15 protein-coding genes are annotated in these 15,805 nt (G+C 68.7%); 8 read left to right on the top strand and 7 right to left on the bottom strand.

Going from position 1 to position 15,805, the window contains the following annotated elements:
• Window position 1 precedes the first annotated feature (1 nt).
• A complete protein-coding gene (aguB, locus tag N7640_RS19830) occupies window positions 2-925 on the bottom strand; it encodes an N-carbamoylputrescine amidase (RefSeq protein ID WP_279903619.1) in 924 nt (307 codons plus the stop codon).
• A gap of 4 nt (window positions 926-929) precedes the next feature.
• Window positions 930-1,982: an agmatine deiminase family protein gene (locus tag N7640_RS19835; RefSeq protein ID WP_279903618.1), complete on the bottom strand. Its 1,053-nt coding sequence runs from the start codon at window positions 1,980-1,982 to the stop codon at window positions 930-932.
• A 134-nt stretch (window positions 1,983-2,116) separates the two neighbouring features.
• Between N7640_RS19835 and N7640_RS19840 the strand changes: the two genes are divergently transcribed.
• Both N7640_RS19840 and N7640_RS19845 read left to right on the top strand, forming a co-directional pair.
• The gene (locus N7640_RS19840; protein WP_279903617.1) at window positions 2,117-2,986 is read left to right on the top strand and encodes a LysR substrate-binding domain-containing protein; all 870 of its coding nucleotides are present in this window, start codon (window positions 2,117-2,119) and stop codon (window positions 2,984-2,986) included.
• 63 nt (window positions 2,987-3,049) lie between these two features.
• On the top strand, window positions 3,050-3,454 hold the full coding sequence (locus N7640_RS19845) for a thioesterase family protein (RefSeq protein ID WP_279903615.1): 405 nt from the start codon (window positions 3,050-3,052) through the stop codon (window positions 3,452-3,454).
• Window positions 3,455-3,514: 60 nt separating this feature from the next.
• On the opposite strand, the gene fadD1 is transcribed toward N7640_RS19845, so the two are convergent.
• Both fadD1 and fadD2 read right to left on the bottom strand, forming a co-directional pair.
• A complete protein-coding gene (gene fadD1 / locus N7640_RS19850; RefSeq protein ID WP_220815072.1) occupies window positions 3,515-5,206 on the bottom strand; it encodes a long-chain-fatty-acid--CoA ligase FadD1 in 1,692 nt (563 codons plus the stop codon).
• A 305-nt stretch (window positions 5,207-5,511) separates the two neighbouring features.
• Complete coding sequence (gene fadD2, locus N7640_RS19855; protein ID WP_279903614.1) at window positions 5,512-7,200, bottom strand: long-chain-fatty-acid--CoA ligase FadD2; 1,689 nt, start codon at window positions 7,198-7,200, stop codon at window positions 5,512-5,514.
• A gap of 230 nt (window positions 7,201-7,430) precedes the next feature.
• Here fadD2 and N7640_RS19860 point away from each other — a divergent pair, with 230 nt between their 5' ends.
• Window positions 7,431-8,390, top strand: coding sequence for an alpha/beta hydrolase (locus N7640_RS19860; RefSeq protein ID WP_279903613.1), 960 nt, complete (start codon window positions 7,431-7,433; stop codon window positions 8,388-8,390).
• Window positions 8,387-8,857, top strand: coding sequence for a MaoC family dehydratase (locus N7640_RS19865; RefSeq protein WP_279903612.1), 471 nt, complete (start codon window positions 8,387-8,389; stop codon window positions 8,855-8,857). Before N7640_RS19860 ends, N7640_RS19865 begins: the two co-directional genes overlap by 4 nt.
• 96 nt (window positions 8,858-8,953) lie before the next feature.
• On the opposite strand, the gene N7640_RS19870 is transcribed toward N7640_RS19865, so the two are convergent.
• Genes N7640_RS19870 through N7640_RS19880 form a run of 3 tightly spaced genes read right to left on the bottom strand, consistent with a single transcriptional unit; the run spans window position 8,954 to window position 12,000 of the window.
• Complete coding sequence (locus tag N7640_RS19870) at window positions 8,954-9,808, bottom strand: HlyD family secretion protein (protein WP_279903611.1); 855 nt, start codon at window positions 9,806-9,808, stop codon at window positions 8,954-8,956.
• 10 nt (window positions 9,809-9,818) lie between these two features.
• Window positions 9,819-10,025 carry a DUF1656 domain-containing protein gene (locus N7640_RS19875; RefSeq protein ID WP_220815077.1) on the bottom strand — a complete coding sequence of 69 codons (207 nt, stop codon included), beginning with the start codon at window positions 10,023-10,025 and terminating at the stop codon, window positions 9,819-9,821.
• Window positions 10,012-12,000: an FUSC family protein gene (locus tag N7640_RS19880; RefSeq protein WP_279903610.1), complete on the bottom strand. Its 1,989-nt coding sequence runs from the start codon at window positions 11,998-12,000 to the stop codon at window positions 10,012-10,014. Before N7640_RS19880 ends, N7640_RS19875 begins: the two co-directional genes overlap by 14 nt.
• A 160-nt stretch (window positions 12,001-12,160) precedes the next feature.
• On the opposite strand from N7640_RS19880, the gene N7640_RS19885 reads away from it, so the two are divergent.
• From N7640_RS19885 to N7640_RS19900, 4 genes are read left to right on the top strand one after another with little or no spacing between them, the layout of a single operon-like run.
• On the top strand, window positions 12,161-12,805 hold the full coding sequence (locus tag N7640_RS19885) for a TetR/AcrR family transcriptional regulator (protein WP_279903609.1): 645 nt from the start codon (window positions 12,161-12,163) through the stop codon (window positions 12,803-12,805).
• Complete coding sequence (locus tag N7640_RS19890; protein ID WP_279903608.1) at window positions 12,806-13,768, top strand: HlyD family efflux transporter periplasmic adaptor subunit; 963 nt, start codon at window positions 12,806-12,808, stop codon at window positions 13,766-13,768.
• Window positions 13,765-14,703, top strand: a complete 939-nt coding sequence (locus tag N7640_RS19895; RefSeq protein ID WP_279903607.1) for an ABC transporter ATP-binding protein — start codon at window positions 13,765-13,767, stop codon at window positions 14,701-14,703. Before N7640_RS19890 ends, N7640_RS19895 begins: the two co-directional genes overlap by 4 nt.
• The gene (locus N7640_RS19900) at window positions 14,700-15,779 is read left to right on the top strand and encodes an ABC transporter permease (protein ID WP_220815889.1); all 1,080 of its coding nucleotides are present in this window, start codon (window positions 14,700-14,702) and stop codon (window positions 15,777-15,779) included. Before N7640_RS19895 ends, N7640_RS19900 begins: the two co-directional genes overlap by 4 nt.
• Window positions 15,780-15,805: the final 26 nt, after the last annotated feature.

Below are 15,805 nucleotides of genomic sequence, written 5' to 3' on the forward strand. Positions count from 1 at the left end.
GTCAGGCTCCCCGAGGGTTCCAGTGGCTGTGCAGGTGGCGGCCATCCAGGCCCAGCAGCGCTCCGTACATCTCCGGGCGGCGGTCGCGGTAGATGCCCCAGGTCATGCGGTCCTCGCGCATGGCGGCGAGGTCCAGCTCGCGCACCAGCACGCCGCTGGTGTCGCGGTCGGCCTCGGCGAGCAGCTTGCCCTTGTGGTCGGTGATGAAGGACGAGCCGTAGAAGCTCATCTGCAGGCCCGGATCGGTGGTCGCCACCTCGCGACCGACGCGGTTGGCGGCGATCACCGGGACGATGTTGGCGGCGGCGTGGCCGCGCTGGGTCAGTTGCCAGTGATCGCGCGAATCGAATGCCGCAGCCCCCGACGTGGCGACGCCCGGCTCTGAGCCGATGGCGGTCGGATAGAGCAGTACCTCGGCGCCCTGCAGGGCCAGGCAGCGCGCGGTTTCGGGGAACCACTGGTCCCAGCAGATGCCGACACCGATGCGGCCGACGGCGGTATCCCAGACGCGGAAGCCGGTGTCGCCGGGGCTGAAGTATTCCTTTTCCTGGTAGCCGATGGCGTTGGGGATATGCGTCTTGCGGTACACGCCGAGCAGGCGGCCATCGGCATCGGCCACGGCCAGGGAGTTGAAGTAGGCGTTGCCGGCCTTCTCGAACCAGCTCAGCGGCAGGACCACGCCCAGCTCGCCGGCCAACGCGGCGAAGCGCTTGAGCAGCGGGCTGTGCTCGTATTCCTCGGCCAGAGCCAGGTGCTTGTGGTGCTGCTCGATGCAGAAGTACGGCGTGGCAAACAGCTCCTGCAGCAGGATCAGTCGCGCGCCGCGGGCGGCGGCGTCGCGCACCAGTTGCTCGGCGCGGTCGAGGTTCTGCTTGAGGTCCCAGCTGCAGGCGAACTGGGTGGTGGCGACAGTCAGTCTGCTCATGCTCTCACCCCTTCAGCGGCCAGCGCGGCTGCTGCTGGGTGATGCAATGCACCCCGCCACCGCCGTGGGCCAGCTGGTTGATGCGTACCGGCACCACCTCGCGGCCGGGGAAGGCCATGCGCAGGGTGTCCGCGGCCACCTGGTCGGCGGCGATGCCGTAGGCCGGCATGATGATGGCGCCGTTGCAGATGTAGAAGTTGGTGTAGGAGGCGCAGAACACCTCCGCCTCGGTGTCCACCGCGTCGGTCGCCTCGTACAGCTCCAGCAGCTCCAGCTTGCGGCCCTTGGCGTCGGTAGCCAGCTCCAGGGCGCGGCGGTTCTCGCGCACCACCTCGGCGTACACCGAGCCGTGGTCATGGGTGGCGTCCACCAGCAGCGCGCCGGGCTTGGCGAAGGCGCACACGCCATCGACGTGGCCATCGGTCATATCGCCAGTCACATAGTCCGGATCGCCCGGCAGCCAGATAGTCTTCTTCACGCCCAGCAGGCGGGCGAAGATTTCTTCCATCTCGGCCTTGCTCATGCCCGGGTTGCGGTTGGGGTTGAGCAGCACCGACTCGGTGGTGATCAGCGTACCCTCGCCGTCCACATGGATGGCGCCGCCTTCGTTGCTCAGCGGCGTACCGAAGCATTCCAGGCCCAGGCCGTTGAGGATGCGCCGCGCCAGGCCCTCGTCGAGGCCGTGCTCGGACTTGCCGCCCCAGGCGTTGAAGCGCCAGCTGACGCCGGCCAGACCCAGCTGCGGGTGGCAGACGAAGCTTGGGCCGGAGTCGCGGCACCAGCTGTCGTCCACCGCCAGCTCGATCAGCTCGACACCCTTGCCGCACAGTTCGCGAGCGCGAAACGCCGCCGACGGGTCGACCACCATCTTCACCGGCTCGAAGCGGGCGATGGCGTTGGCGACGCGGGCGAAGTCGACCTGCACCTCTTCCAGGGTCACGCCCCAACCAGACTCCCACAGCGGCTGATTGTGCGGCCAGACCATCCAGGTGGCGGCGTGCGGAGCCCATTCGGCGGGCATGAACCAAGCGTTCGGAGTTGCTGCGTGCTGTTGCATACAAGTGCCTTTCAGTTAAGTCTTTGTTATCACTGAAAACCGCGAATGCGGTGATGGCTTGCATGCTAGGCCTGTGAAAACAGCGCAACAAACGATAGATTTTGCGCAATCCTGATTAGCTGGACTTATCAATCATGCTCAAGCACTGGCCTCCCCTGAACGCCCTGCGCGGCTTCGAAGCCGCCGCCCGCCTGGGCAGCTTCCACAAGGCGGCCGAGGAGCTTCACCTCACCCAGTCGGCCATCAGCCAGCAGATCCGCAGCCTGGAAGGCTTCCTCGAACAGCCGCTGTTCTTCCGCAACGGTCGCAGCGTGGCGCTGACCGACGCCGGCTTCGACCTGCTCAGCACCACCCAGGCGCTGCTGCAGCAACTGGCCGTGGGCATCCGCCGCCTGGAGCAGTACCGCAAGCCCAACCAACTGGTGGTCAACACCACGCCGGCCTTCGCCCGTCACTGGCTGGTGCCGCAACTGGGCGACTTCCACCGCCGCCATCCGGACGTCGACCTGTGGCTGTTCACCAGCGACGAGGTGCCGGACATGGCCACCCAGACCATCGACATCGCCGTGCGCGACGACCTCACCGCCCAGGCCGAATGCAGCTTCCGCGTGCTGCTGGAGGACCGCCTCTACCCGGCCTGCCACCCCAACCTGCTGGCGCTGCCTGCGGGCGAACGCACCACCCTGCACGGCGAGCGCGAGATGGACTGGGCCCACTGGCAGGTACAGGGCGGCGCCGATATTGGCCAGCACAGCCAGGGGCTGAACTTCTCCGACCCCGGCCTGCTGCTGGACGCCGCCAGCCAGGGCCTGGGCATCGCCCTGGTCAGCGAACTGCTGGCCGCCACCGCCTGCGCCCAGCAACTGCTGCAGCCGCTCAGCGAACAACGGGTACGCGGCCCACGCTGGACCTGGCTGGTGCACCGAGACAGCGAGAGCGACCCGCTCACCCGCCAGTTCTGCGCCTGGCTGGAACAGCGACTGAGCCCCGGTACCGGCACCTGAAACCACGCGCCAGCCGTTATGATCGCGGCAGCCCTCAACGACTCAACCCGACACGGAGCAGTCATGCCCTTCATCACCACCCGCACCGTTCTGTTTGGCGATTGCGACCCGGCAGGGATCGTCTACACCCCGCGCATCGCCTACTTCGTCATCGAGGCGATCCACGAATTCCTCTCCCACCGGCTCGGCGGCGAGGGCCTGCGCAAGGTGTTCGCCATGGGCATCCTGCCGCCGGCGCGGGCGCTGTCGGTCGAGTTCCTCTCGCCCATGACCTGGGACGAGGTGATCGACATCGAGGTGCGCAGCGAAGCGCCCGGCGCCACCTCGTTCAGCTTTGCCGTGGAAGGTCGCCAGGCCTCGGGCGAGGTGACCTTCCGCGCCTCGATGACCCAGGTGTGCATCAGCCCCGAGAGCCGGCAGCCGATCGCCCTCCCCGACGCCCTGCGCCAGGCGCTGGCGGGCGACTGAGCGAAGCACGGAAACGAAAAAGCCCCGCCGAGGCGGGGCTTTTTCAGCTGCGAGACCCGATCAGGCGCTGGCCTTGAGCTTCTTCAGTTCCTCGTCACGCAGTTCGCGGCGCAGGATCTTGCCGACGTTGGTGGTCGGCAGGGTGTCGCGGAACTCGACGAAGCGCGGCACCTTGTAGCCGGTGAGGTTGCCGCGCATGTGCGCCATCACCTGCTCCTTGGTGAGGCTCTCGCCCGGCTTGACCACCACGAAGACCTTGATCGCCTCGCCCGACTTCTCGTCCGGCACGCCGATGGCCGCGCACTGCAGCACGCCCGGCAGGGTGGCGAGCACGTCTTCCAGTTCGTTCGGGTAGACGTTGAAGCCGGATACCAGAATCATGTCCTTCTTGCGGTCGACGATGCGCATGTAGCCGTCGTCCTGGATCACCGCGATGTCGCCGGTCTTCAGCCAGCCGTCGGCGGTGAGGATCTCGTCGGTGGCTTCCGGACGCTGCCAGTAGCCCTTCATCACCTGCGGGCCCTTGACGCACAGTTCGCCACGCTCGCCCAGCGGCAGGTCGTTGCCGTCGTCGTCGATCACCTTGCACAGGGTCGACGGCACCGGGATGCCGATGGTGCCGATCTGGATGTTCTGGTACGGGTTCACCGACACCACCGGGCTGGTCTCGGTCATGCCGTAGCCTTCGCAGATGGCGCAGCCGGTGACTTCCTTCCAGCGCTCGGCGGTGGCCAGTTGCAGGGCCATGCCGCCGGACAGGGTCAGCTTCAGGCTGGACAGGTCCAGGCGACGGAAGTCCTCGCTGTTGCACAGGGCCACGAACAGGGTGTTGAGGCCGACGAAGGCGGTGAACTTCCACTTGCCCAGTTCCTTCACCGTGCCCGGCAGGTCGCGCGGGTTGGTGATGAGGATGTTGTGGTTGCCGGTCAGCATCATCGCCATGCAATGGAAGGTGAAGGCGTAGATGTGGTACAGCGGCAGCGGGCAGATGACGATCTCGGCGCCTTCGTGCAGGTTGGAGCCCATCAGCGCCTTGGACTGCAGCATGTTGGCCACCAGGTTGCGGTGGGTCAGCATCGCGCCCTTGGCCACGCCGGTGGTGCCGCCGGTGTACTGCAGCACGGCGACGTCGTCGCTCGCCGGGCTGGCCTCGCTGAAGGACTTGCCGCGGCCGAGGGCCAGGGCCTGGGTGAGCTTGACGGCCTGCGGCAGGTCGAACGCCGGCACCATCTTCTTCACGTGCTTGACCACGGTGTTGACCAGCAGGCGCTTGAGCGCCGGCAGCATGTCGCCGACCTCGGTGACGATGACGTGCTTGATGCCGGTCTTCGGCAGCACTTCCTGGGCCAGGTGGGCCATGTTGGCCAGGCACACCAGCGCCTTGGCGCCGGAGTCGTTGAACTGGTGTTCCATTTCCCGCGCGGTGTACAGCGGGTTGGTGTTGACCACGATCAGGCCGGCACGCAGGGCGCCGAACACCACGATGGGGTACTGCAGCACGTTGGGCATCTGCACGGCGATGCGGTCGCCGGGCTTAAGGTCGGTGTGGTTCTGCAGGTAGGCGGCGAAGATGCCGGAGAGTTCGTACAGCTCGCCGTAGGTCAGGGTCTTGCCCATGTTGCTGAAGGCAGGCTTGTCGGCAAAGCGTTGGCAGGACTGTTTCAGTACGGCCTGGATGTTGGGGTACTGGTCGGTGTCGATCTCGGCAGCGATTCCGACAGGGTACTTGTCCTTCCAGAAGTTATCGGTCATGGAAGCCTACTCCTGAGCAACAGCTTGTCTGCACCGCGCGCAATGGCGGTTGTTTGTTGTGATGATTTGACCTTGACGCGAGCTGGTGACAGGCGCAAAGCGTGCCGAGAGTAGCAGCTTTGCCAGGGTGCGCCTAGCACCAAACACGGCCGGCGCGGTCAGGAAAACGACTGGAATAGCCAGGGCGGTCACATTCCGGCGGCACCGGGAAAACGCCCTGGACAGGGCCTTTCGCCGCCTACAAAAACGAAGCGCCCGCACACGTCACCGTGTGCGGGCGCTTCGCGGGGAGCGGTGTGGCGGCCTCAGGCGATGTCGCGCAGCTCGCGGCGGAGGATCTTGCCCACCGGGGTCATCGGCAGCGAGTCACGCAGCACGATGTGCTTGGGCACCTTGTAGCCGGTGAAGTTTTCCCGGCAGAAGGACTTGATCTCGTCAACCGTCACGCCGCCCTCGCGCGGCACCACGAACAGCTTGACCGCCTCGCCGGAGCGCTCGTCCGGCACGCCGATGGCGGCGCAACTGGCGACCTTCGGGTGGGCCATGACCACGTCCTCGATCTCGTTCGGGTACACGTTGAAGCCGGAGACGATGATCATGTCCTTCTTGCGGTCGACGATGCGCACGTAGCCGTCCGGGTCGATCACCGCGATGTCGCCGGTCTTGAACCAGCCCTCGGCGTCCAGCACCTCGGCGGTGGCTTCCTCGCGCTGCCAGTAGCCCTTCATCACCTGCGGACCCTTGATGCACAGCTCGCCACGCTCGCCCAGGGGCTGCTCACGGCCCTCGTCGTCGATCACCTTGAGCGAAGTGCCGGCCACCGGGATACCCACCGTGCCCAGGCGGGCCAGGGCGCCGTAGCAGTTGGTGGTGGCCACCGGCGAGGTCTCGGTGAGGCCGTAGCCCTCGACGATGGCGCAGCCGGTCATCTGCTCCCAGCGCTCGGCGGTGGCCTTGACCAGCGCGGTGCCGCCGGAGTTGGTCAGCTTGAGGTTGGAGAAGTCGAGGTTCTTGAAGTCCGGGTGGTCCATCAGGGCGACGAACAGGGTGTTGAGGCCGAGCAGCGCGGAGAAGCGCCACTTGCCCAGTTCCTTGACGAAGCCGGGGATGTCGCGCGGGTTGGTGATCAGCACGTTGTGGTTGCCGCTGACCATCATGCACATGCAGTTCGCGGTGAAGGCATAGATGTGGTAGAGCGGCAGCGGCGCGATCATGATCTCGCCGCCCTCCTTCATCAGCGGCAGGCCGTCTTCACCGGTCTGCTGCAGGCAGTTGTGCACCTGCTGCATGTTCGCCACCAGGTTGCCGTGGGTCAGCATCGCGCCCTTGGCCACGCCGGTGGTGCCGCCGGTGTACTGCAGCACGGCGATGTCGTCGAGGCCGACCTTGACCGGCTTGAGCGCGTGGCCGCGACCGCTGCGCAGCACGTCCTTGAAAGACAGCGCCTGGGGCAGGTGGTAGTCCGGCACCATCTTCTTCAGGTGCTTGACCGCGGCGTTGACCAGCCAGCCCTTGAGCGGCGACTGCATGTCGCCCAGGCGCGCCTCGATCAGGTACTCGAGCTGAGTGTCGGGCAGCACTTCCTGCACCGACTTGCCGAAGGTGTTGAGGTACACCAGGGCGCGCACGCCGGCGTCGTTGAACTGATGGCGCATCTCGCGCACGGTGTACAGCGGGTTGGTGTTGACCACGATCAGGCCGGCGCGCATGGCGCCGAACACGGCGATCGGGTACTGCAGGATGTTGGGCATCTGCACGGCGATGCGGTCGCCGGGCTTGAGGTCCGTGCTCTTCTGCAGCCAGGCGGCGAAGGCGGCGGACTGGCGGTCCAGATCGGCATAGGTCAGCGTCACCCCGAGATTGCTGAACGCCGGACGGTCCGCGAACTTCTTGCAGGATCGCTCGAACACTTCGACCACCGAGCGGTAGGTCGACAGATCGAGCTGGTTGGAGACACCGGCCGGGCGCTTGTCGTCCCAGAAGTCAGGTTGCATTGTTGTTATCCCCTTGACCTGAATGAGCTGACCGGCCACCTAGCGGTGCGACCGGGTTGCCCCGGAACTTAGCAGTTGTAAGGCCCGGCGCAAATACTCGGAGGGCCGTCATTGACCCTGTGAATCTTTACCATGCTTTTCCGGCGATCCCCGTCCGCCCCGCCGCCCTGCCCTATGCCTCACTCCGCAAGCGATGCACAATGCCGCGAATTCCCGGCACAAGGACCGCCATGCACCAGCAAGCCTTCTGGATAGATGCCAGCGACGGCACTCCCCTGCACATCCATCGCTGGCACGCCGACGCCCCACCCCGGGCGGTGCTGATGATCGCCCACGGCATGGCCGAGCACGCCGCCCGCTACGCGCGCCTGGCCGAGCATCTGGTGCGCCAGGGCTACGAGGTGTACGCCCTCGACCAGCGCGGCCACGGCCGCACCGCGGAGCACGGCATGCTCGGCCTGTACGCCGAGCAGGACGGCTGGAACAAGGTGGTCGGCGACCTCTCCACCCTCAACCACCACATCCGCCGCGAGCATCCGCGGCTGCCGATCTTCCTGCTCGGCCACAGCATGGGCAGCTACATCGGCATGGCCTACCTGATGCAGCACAGCTGCAGCCTGCACGGCGCCATCCTGTCCGGTTCCAACTACCAGCCGCTGGGGCTGTACAAGGCGGCCGGGCTGATCGCCCGAGTCGAACGCTGGCGCCTCGGCCCGCGCGGTCGCAGCCGGCTGATCGACTTCCTCTCGTTCGGCTCCTTCAACAAGGCCTTCAAACCCAACCGCACCGGCTTCGACTGGCTCAGCCGCGACCCGCAGGAAGTCGACAAGTACGTGAGCGACCCGCTCTGCGGCTTCGTCTGCACCACCCAGCTGTGGTGCGACCTGATGCACGGCTTCCAGCAGATCACCCCGGTGCGCAACCTGGCGCAGATCGACAGCGCCCTGCCGCTGCTGGTGGTGGGCGGCGACCGCGACCCGGTCAGCGATGGCAAACGCCTGGGCGACCTGGCCGAAGCCCTGCGCAGCGCCGGCCTGCTCGACGTCGAACTGAAGATCTATCCCGAGGCCCGTCACGAGGTGCTCAACGAGAGCAACCGCGACGAGGTCACCGACCACCTGTGCGACTGGCTGGAGCGGGCCCTGGCCCGCAGCCGCCAGTGCTCCAACCCCATCGAGGAACCCGTATGACCCAGGTCACCAACATCCCCTACGACACGCTCGAAGTCGGCCAGCAGGCCAGCCTGACCAGGACCGTGGAAGAACGCGACGTGCAGCTGTTCGCCGCCGTCTCCGGCGACAACAACCCGGTCCACCTGGACGCCGCCTTCGCCGCCGAAACCCTGTTCAAGGAACGCATCGCCCACGGCATGTTCAGCGGCGCGCTGATCAGCGCGGCCATCGCCTGCAACCTGCCCGGCCCGGGCACCATCTACCTCGGCCAGCAGCTCAGGTTCACCCGCCCGGTGAAGCTCGGCGACACCCTGACCGTGCAGCTGGAAGTGCTGGAGAAGCTGCCCAAGGGCCGCGTGCGCCTGGCCACCCGGGTGTTCAACCAGAACGACGAGCAGGTGGTGGACGGCGAGGCCGAAGTCCTGGCCCCGCGCGCCGAGCAGACCCTGAGCATGCCGGAAATGCCGAAGGTCACCGTCGGTTGACCCTCTCGTAGGGTGCGCCGCGCGCACCGAGGCCGTATTGCGCGCCACACGGTGCGCACGGCGCACCCTACGGCCCGGACGCGGGTTTCACCCGCCCTACTCCACCACCCTCACGCTCGCCGTCATCCCCGCGCTCAGCGGCAGGTCCTGCGGCACTTCCTCCAGCTCGATGCGTACCGGGATGCGCTGGGCCAGGCGCACCCAGTTGAAGGTCGGCTCGACGTTGGCCAGCAGCTGGGCGTCCGGCGCAGCGTTGCGGTCGGTGATGCCGCGGCTGATGCTCTGCACCCGGCCGCGCAGCGGTTCGCCGCCGCTCATCAGGGTCACCTCAGCCGCTGCGCCGACATGGATGCCGGGCAGCTTGGTCTCCTCGAAATAGGCCTGCACGTAGAACGACTCGTCCGCCACCAGGGCCATCACCGCCTGGCCGGCCTGCACGTAGTTGCCCTGGGCCAGGTGCAGGTTGGTGACCTGGCCCGAGCGCGGCGCGCGCACCTCGCTGCGCTTGAGGTTGAGCTCGGCCAGCTTGACCTCGGCCTGGGCCTCCTGGAACTCGGCGCGGGCGATCTCGGCGTTGATCTGGGCGTTCTCGCGCAACTCGGCGCTGATCGCCTGCGGCCCCAGGTGGGCGCGCCGCGAAGCCTCGTGCTGGCGCAGGCTGAGCTGCTGGCGGCGGGTCTCGGCCAGCGCCCGGGCCTTGTCCAGCGCCGCCTGGTAGCGCTCGCGGTCGATGCTCATCAGCAGGTCGCCGGCCTTGACCTGCTGGTTGTCGCGCACCTTCAGCTCGACCACCCAGCCGGACACGTCCGGGGCGATGGTGACCACGTCGGCGCGCACCCGGGCGTCGCGGGTCCAGGGCGAGAGCATGTAGAAGTTCCACAGCCACCAGCCGGCCAGCAGGGCCAGCACGACCACCAGCAATGTCACCACCACGCGGGGCAATTCACGCATCACTCACTCCTTACCAGGTCGCCAGCAGGGCCATCAGCCCGGCCAGCACACAGACATACAGGGCACAGTCGAACAACGCCTCGTGCCAGATCCAGCGCGCCAGCCCGGCCCGCTGCAGGCCCAGGCGCAGCACGCCGGTCAGCAGCAGCGCCAACAGCGCGTAGGCGAACATCGGGCTGAGCAGCACGCCGCCCAGCGCCCATTCACGCAACTCCATGGGGTTCTCCTTGGCGGGCGCACCACTGGCGCCAGCTGTGGGTGAGCTGCAGCAGCGCGGCCTCGGCCAGCCTCAGCTCGATGGCCGGCGGCTGATCATGCAGAGCCCGCGCCAGGGCCTCGGCCGGGGCGTCCAGGTCGTCCGCCCGCGCCGCGCCGGGGCCGCGGCGCAGCAGCGCCTGCATCGCGTCGAAGAAGCGCCGCTCGGCCTGGCGCGGCGCCACGGTCGCGGCCGCCAGGCAGGCGCGCAGGTGCAGCAGTTCATCGCCCAGGTCGAGGCTGTCGATGCCGTCGTCCCAGCGGCTGCGGCGGGTGCCGGGCAGTTGCGGGTAGAAGCGCGCCAGTTGCAGCAGGCGGTCCGCCATGCGTCCGCCGAACCAGTTCTCGGCGCCCGCCAGGGTGCGCGAGCAGAGCCGCGCCAGGTCGTCCAGGGTCGCCTGTAGCAGGCGGCGGCCGTGCCATACCGGGTCGCGCAGCACGATCAGGCGCAGCGCCAGCACCGCGCAGCCGACGCCGATCAGCATCGCCAGCGCCTCGTTGAGGAAGAAGGCGACGTCGTAGACCATGTCGTTGCGCGGCGCGCAGAGCACGATGAAGTGCAGGCAGAACGAGGTGGCGGCGCCCGCCAGCATCGGCCGCGCCATCGCCAGCAGGCCGAAGAACAGCGGCACGCCCAGGGCCAGGCAGAGCAGCGGGAAACCGTTCCACTGGGGCAGCAGCACCTGGCCCACCACGAACGCCACCGGCAGCGCGTAGAAGATGCCGCGCAGGAAGGCCATGCCGATCAGATCGGCATTCTCGCGGCTGGCGAACAGGCTGCACACCACCGCCCCCAGCAGCAGCGCGCCGCTGGCGGCGGTCCAGCCGGTCGCCAGCCAGAACGCCGACAGGGTCAGCAGGGTCAGGCTGCTGCGCAGGCCGTAGACCGCCGCCGTCTGCAGGTCACGGTGCCAGGACAGCGGCGGCGGCGCGTCCTGCGGCGCCGTGCCCTGCTCCACCGCCGCCAGCGCGATGCGCGCCCGCGACAGCTGGCGCACCAGCACCACCATGCGCCCGAGGCAGTACTGCCGTGCCAGGGGCTGGGCCGGATCGTGGGAGGCCTCCAGCAGGCGCTGGGAGAGCGCCTCCTCGCGCGCCTGGTCGGGTTCGGCGAGCAGCGCCTGGACCTCGTTCAGCAACGGGGTGAGCGCGTGGACGTCGGCCTCGTCCAGCTGCTGCCACTGGCGCGCCACGCCCCGGGCCAGGCGCAGGAGGCCGAGCAGTTCGCGGGTCAGCGCGCGCAGGCCGCGCGCCCGCTGGCGGCCGCGGTTGCCCTCGAACCAGGCGTGCTCGCGCTGGGCATCCACGGCAACGATGCGGCCGAGGGTCTCCAGCAGGCCCTGGCGCGCCGCCGTGCGCCCCTGCAGCGCCGCGGCGGCGGCCTGGGCGCCGCCCTGCCAGGCGGCGCGCGCCTGCTGCACCACCACCCGCTCCACCCGCTGCGGCCAGAGCACGGCGCTCACCGCCATCGAGCAGAGGATGCCGAGGCTGATCTCGGTGCAGCGCGCCACCGCCTCGTCGAACACCAGCAGCGGCTTGCCGGTGATCGGCAGGCAGATGATCGCCACCGTGTAGCCGGCCAGCACGAAGGAATAGGCCCAGGCGCTGCGCAGCAGGGTCGAGGCCGCCGTGCACAGGCCCAGCCACAGCGCCATTACCAGCAGGAACAACCAGGGCGCCTGGGCGAACAAAGCCATGAACAGCACCGACAGCGCCGTGCCGACGAAGGTGCCGAGCAGCCGCGCCAGGCCCTTCTGCACCACCATGCCGGCCAGCGGCTGGGCGACGATGAACGCGGTCATCAGCGCCCACTGCGGCTGGTCCAGATCGAAGCGGAAGGCGCACCACAGGGCCAGGCCGCCGCTGAGCAGCGTCTTGCAGGCGAACTGCAGCGCGGCGGGAGCGGGGGCGAACATGGCCGAGAGGAAATCGCGCACGGGATCGTCCTGAAGGAGATATGGAAAGAAGGTAGCCGGCCCCGGCCGGGGCGGCTAAACAATCAGGGCTAATTATTAGCTAACTAACAATAACCGTCCAGAGCGCCATTGGACGAACGGCGGTTGCCATTAATTAATCGTTTATTTAATTATCAGCCCCATGAACCGACAGCCCCGCACTCCCCGCGCCCCCGGGCGCCCCGCCGCCGATGCCACGGTGCAGCGTACCCAGCTGCTGGACATCGCCACCGACCTGTTCGCCCACCAGGGCATCCAGGCCACCCGCCTGCGCACCATCGCCGAGCACGCCGGCGTGACCCCGGCCCTGCTCAACTACTACTTCGGCAACAAGGAAGGGCTGATCGACGCGATGGTCGAGGAACGCTTCATGCCCCTGGTGGCCAACGCCGCCGAGGGCCTGCGGCAGGCCGGCGACGAGCCGATGGAGCTGGTCGGCGCCTTCATCCGCGACATGAGCCGCAACGTCGCCGAGCACCCGTGGGTCTCCCAGCTGTGGGTGCGCGAGATCCTCTGCGAGGGCGGCGTGCTGCGCGAGCGCCTGATGGACCGGGTCGCCCCGCTGGTGCCGCTGCTGCTGGCCCAGCGCTTCGCCGCCGCCCAGGCGCGCGGCGCGCTCAACCCGGAGCTGGACCCGCGCCTGCTGGTGGTCTCGCTGATCGGCCTCACCCTGCTGCCCTACGCCGCCGCGCCCATCTGGCGTGGCGTGTTCGCCAACGCGCAGATCGGCGACGACGCGCTGATCACCCACACCCTCGCCCTGTTGCGGGGCGCCATGGAGCCCTGAATGCACCGTCTGCTGCTTTCCAGCCTGTTGCTGGCCTGCCTGGCCGGCTGCGACGCCGGCGGCGAACAGCTGCTCGGCACCCTCGAATGGGACCGGGTCGGCCTGCCCGCGGAAGCCTCGGAAACCGTGCTGTCCTGGCAGGTGGCCGAAGGCGACCGGGTCGAGGCCGGCCAGCTGCTGCTGGAGCTGGACCCGCGCCGCCAGGACGCACGCATCGCCCAGGCCCGCGGCGAGGTGCAGCAGGCCGCCGCGCGCCTGGCCGAGCTGAGCAACGGCGCGCGCAGCGAGACCATCGACTCGGCCCGCGCCAGCCTGGCGCGCAGCCGCGCCGAGCAGGTCGACGCCGAACGCAACTTCACCCGCATCGCCGAACTGCACCGTCGCAAGATGGTGGCCGTGGCCGAGCTGGACCGTGCCCGCGCCACCCGCGACCAGGCCGGCGCCGCCAGCCGCAGCGCCGAGGCCCAGCTGCGCGAGCTGACCAACGGCACGCGCCCGGAGCAGCTGGAACAGGCCGCCGCCGCCCTGGACTCGGCCCGTGCCGGCCTGGCCCAGCTCGAAGTCGGCCGCGAGCACCTGAGCCTGCGCGCGCCCCGCGCCGGGATGGTGGACGCGCTGCCGTTCAAGGTCGGCGACCGGCCGCCGGCCGGCGCCGAGGTGGCCAGCCTGCTGGTCGGCGAGGCGCCCTATGCGCGGGTCTTCGTGCCGGCCGACATCCGCGCTCAGGTCCGGGTCGGCGACCGCCTGCGGGTGTTCGTCGAAGGCATCGAGCAGCCGTTCCAGGCCCGCGTGCGCAACATCCGCAGCGAAGCCAGCTTCACCCCCTACTACGCCCTGACCGGCGACGACGCCAGCCGCCTGATGTACCGCGCCGAACTGCTGCTCGAAGGCGAAGCCGCGCGCCGGCTGCCGGCCGGCCTGCCGCTGCACGCGGAGCGTCTTGCCGACGAGCGGCGGCAATGAACGGCAACGAGCTGGTGATCTGCGCACGCGGCCTGAGCAAGCGCTTCGGCAAGCTCACCGCGGTCGACCACCTCGACCTGTCGGTGCCGCGCGCCGAGGTGTTCGGCTTCCTCGGCCCCAACGGCTGCGGCAAGTCCACGACCATCCGCATGCTCTGCGGCCTGCTGCAGCCCAGCGAGGGCGAGGTGGAGGTGCTCGGCTACCAGGTGCCGCGCGACGCCGAGGAACTGAAGCGGCACATCGGCTACATGACCCAGAAGTTCTCCCTCTACGAGGACCTCACCGTGCAGGAGAACCTGGAGTTCCTCGCCGCCGTGCAGGGCATCGGCCGCCGCGAGACCCGCCAGCGCATCGACGAACTGCTCGAGCGCTACTGGCTCACCGACCGCCGCAGGCAGATGGCAGGCACCATGAGCGGCGGCCAGAAGCAGCGCCTGGCCCTGGCCGGCGCCGTGCTGCACAAGCCCGACCTGCTGCTGCTCGACGAGCCGACCAGCGCGGTCGACCCGCAGTCGCGCCGGGAATTCTGGGACTCGCTGTTCGAGCTGGCCGAACAGGGCACCACGCTGCTGGTGTCCACCCACTACATGGACGAGGCCGAGCGCTGCACCCGCCTGGGAATTCTCGACGCCGGCCGGCTGGTGGCCGACGGCAGCCCGCGCGAGCTGATGGACGCCCTGCCCGGCCATCCGCTGCTGATCGACTGCGCCCAGCCACGCGAGGCCCAGCGCGCCCTGCAGGGACAGCCCGGGGTGCTGGCCATGGCCCAGATCGGCGCCACCCTGCGGGTGCTCTGCGAGGGCAGCGACAGCCGCGAGGCCATCGCCGCCACCCTGCGCCGGGCCGGGGTCGAGGCCCGGCTGCGCGACGGCGAGACCAACCTGGAAGACGTGTTCGTCGCCGTCACCCGCAAACCGCTGGAGGCCACTCCATGAACCTGCGCCGCATGGGCGCCATCGTCCTCAAGGAACTGCGCCAGCTGCGCCGCGACAAGCTGACCTTCGTCATGATCGCCGGCGTGCCGCTGCTGGAACTGGTGCTGTTCGGCTACGCCATCAACATGGACGTGCGCGGCATCGAGGCCGCGGTGCTGGACCAGGCCAACACCGCCCGCTCCCGCGAGGTGGTGGCGGAAATCACCTCCAGCCAGGTGATCGAGGTGAAGTACCGGCTGGAGCAGCCGCAGGACATCGACCGCCTGCTGCGCGAGGGTCGCATCAGCGCCGCGCTGGTGGTGCCGGCGGACTTCGAGGCGCGCCTGCAGCGCCGGGACCGCCCGCCGCTGCAGCTGGTGGTGGACGGCTCCGACCAGAGCATCCAGGCCTCGGCGCGCCAGCTGGCGGCCTACCCGCTGCCCGGCTGGGGCGCGGCCCAGGGCGTGGAGGTGGTCAACTTCTACAACCCGGAGCGCCTGGCGCCACTGAACACGGTGCCGGGGCTGCTCGGCGTGATCCTGACCATGACCATGGTGCTGTTCACCGCCGTCGCCCTGGTCCGCGAGCGCGAGCACGGCAACCTGGAACTGCTGATCGCCACGCCGGTGTCGCCCTGGGAGCTGACCCTGGGCAAGGTGCTGCCCTTCGTCGGCATCGGCCTGATCCAGGTGACGGTGATCCTGGTGGTCGGCCACTGGCTGTTCGAGGTGCCGGTGCGCGGCTCGATCCTCGAACTGTACGGTGCCTCGCTGCTGTTCATCGTCGCCAGCCTGGCCCTCGGCGTGTGGCTGTCGACCCTGGCCAGCACCCAGTTCCAGGCGATGCAGATGGCCTTCTTCACCTTCCTGCCGCAGATCCTGCTGTCCGGCTTCATGTTCCCCTTCGCCGGCATGCCCAGGGTGGCCCAGTGGTTCGCCGAGCTGATGCCGCTCACCCACTACCTGCGCCTGTCCCGCGGCATCATGCTGCGCCAGGCCGGATTGCTTGAACTGTGGCTGGAGGTGCTGATCCTAATAGTGTTCTGCGCGGCACTGCTGGGCCTGGCGGTTTCGCGCATCCACAAACGCCTGGACTGAGGCCGAGTTTTTTAGCGGATGTGTCG

The organism is Pseudomonas sp. GD04015, assembly GCF_029837675.1.
GTDB classification, from domain to species: Bacteria; Pseudomonadota; Gammaproteobacteria; order Pseudomonadales; family Pseudomonadaceae; genus Aquipseudomonas; species Aquipseudomonas paralcaligenes.